General features: G+C 44.8%; 1 protein-coding gene. It reads right to left on the bottom strand.

Annotated features, from left to right (window positions below):
* The coding region (locus ACTQ40_RS10625) for a mucin-binding protein (RefSeq protein WP_441564135.1) at positions 1-402 on the bottom strand (402 nt) is incomplete at both ends.

Genomic DNA, 402 nt, shown 5'->3' on the forward strand with positions numbered 1-402 from the left:
CTGTCGTAATCGTTGGAGCGTTCTTGGTATAGGTAACCGTGAATTCTAAGTCCTTTGAGTCCCCGTTAACTGTTTGCTTGTCAATTTGCGCCTTGTCAGCTGTATAACCCTTTAATTCAGGACTCTTGACTGCGTCAAAGCTTTGAGCTGCTGACCAATTACCATACGTCTTTTCCCCAGTTACTGCGTCAGTTGAGACTGAACGTGTGAAGTCAACAGAAGCAGTGTGATCAGCAGGAGTTTGCTTACCAGCGCCTTGATAATGAATGGTCTCATTAACTGTCTTCTTCTCTGTCGTAATCGTTGGAGCGTTCTTGGTATAGGTAACCGTGAATTCTAAGTCCTTTGAGTCCCCGTTAACTGTTTGCTTGTCAATTTGCGCCTTGTCAGCTGTATAACCCT

The sequence above is a fragment of the Collinsella sp. Sow4_D11 genome (genome assembly GCF_052116465.1).
In the GTDB taxonomy this organism is placed as follows: Bacteria; Actinomycetota; Coriobacteriia; order Coriobacteriales; family Coriobacteriaceae; genus Collinsella.